Here is a 1,136-nt window from a genome sequence, read left to right as displayed (position 1 = left end):
CTTATGAGTGGGAATAGTCAGGCGGTACTCTTGCCTAAGAGTTATCGTTTTTCTGGGGATGAAGTGGTGATTAAACGATTGGGCAATGCGGTTGTCCTGCTGCCCAAAGAAAACCCCTGGCAGGTGATGTTTGATGCCCTGGAAGAGTTCCCAGAGGATTGACAAATGGCGATTGGCTTTTCTGAACAAAGAATTATTTAGATTATCTTACATAAAGATTAATAGTTTATCTTAACTCAGATTCCATAAAATATATAAATTCTAAGATATTTCGAGATTGCCCTGGCTCGACGTTAATTTCTGAGCCGATATGAACATGATGGGGAAAATTGGGTAAACCTGGAAAATGCTTAACACTATCCCAGCGTTTTCTCAGCAGTTGTTTAGATGAATCGATCCATTGAAACGATAATCTAAGGTAAAAATTTGGTTATATTGAATGGTGAATGATTCAGCAATTTCTAAGAAGTCGCTGTTAATCAGGGTCAAACGAGCCCGAAAGTATCGGCGATCGCCTAAAATTCTCTCATCACTAATCTCGATTGCACTAATGATTGGGCTACCAGCCAGCTTCTCGTTAATAGCGGCAATATATTGGTCTAATTTCATGATTTATCAGAAATCTTAACCTGGCTTAAATTCAGCATTTTATAATATGTATTCCACTCAAAAAAATCGCTTGAATCCGCAAGTTTACCAGCCTGGAATTGTCGATAAAATTCCTGGGATGACATCTGATATTTAGCTTCAAATATTTTTAGCTTATCTTCTAAATTTTCAAGTTGTTTAGCCAGAGAATATTTCTGGATTTCACGTTCCAGATATTGCCGATCTTCATCGGAGAGCGACAGAATAATTTGCACCAAAGACTGGACTAATTTTTGATTCATAATAGCTTTGAAGTTTGATAAATAAGATGCTCGCACAGTTGACGATGTGGAAACCGATAATATCCACCAAGAGGCAGCTTTTGGTGGGACTAGTCGTTAGGCGATCCCAAATATGGATTTGCTCTCTATTCTACGACATTCATCCAAATGATACGGGGGCGCGCTTCCCCATCCAAGATTAATCAGAGATAGAATTTATTTGTTAGGTTGAGTGAAACCCAGAAGGTAGGTTGGGTGAAACCCAAC

The 1,136-nt window shown here is 38.8% G+C and carries 4 protein-coding genes; 1 reads left to right on the top strand and 3 read right to left on the bottom strand.

The features are described from left to right. The first annotated feature begins 3 nt into the window (after nt 1-3). Nucleotides 4-162: an antitoxin gene (locus P5683_RS26640; protein WP_108615180.1), complete on the top strand. Its 159-nt coding sequence runs from the start codon at nt 4-6 to the stop codon at nt 160-162. Between the two features lie 64 nt (nt 163-226). Here P5683_RS26640 and P5683_RS25085 read toward each other — a convergent pair whose 3' ends face one another. Genes P5683_RS25085 through P5683_RS25075 form a run of 3 tightly spaced genes read right to left on the bottom strand, consistent with a single transcriptional unit; the run spans nt 227 to nt 890 of the window. Continuing rightward, entirely contained in the window at nt 227-376 is a 150-nt protein-coding gene (locus P5683_RS25085; protein WP_231296511.1) for a DUF6516 family protein, read from the bottom strand. Continuing rightward, nucleotides 373-609 carry a hypothetical protein gene (locus P5683_RS25080; RefSeq protein ID WP_006622730.1) on the bottom strand — a complete coding sequence of 79 codons (237 nt, stop codon included), beginning with the start codon at nt 607-609 and terminating at the stop codon, nt 373-375. Before P5683_RS25080 ends, P5683_RS25085 begins: the two co-directional genes overlap by 4 nt. After that, on the bottom strand, nt 606-890 hold the full coding sequence (locus P5683_RS25075; RefSeq protein ID WP_315641155.1) for a hypothetical protein: 285 nt from the start codon (nt 888-890) through the stop codon (nt 606-608). The genes P5683_RS25080 and P5683_RS25075 overlap by 4 nt, the downstream gene beginning before the upstream one ends. Nucleotides 891-1,136 lie beyond the last annotated feature (246 nt).

This window comes from Limnospira sp. PMC 1279.21, assembly GCF_032349615.1.
GTDB classification, from domain to species: domain Bacteria; phylum Cyanobacteriota; class Cyanobacteriia; order Cyanobacteriales; family Microcoleaceae; genus Limnospira; species Limnospira fusiformis.
This window is presented reverse-complemented; position numbering and strand designations above follow the sequence as displayed.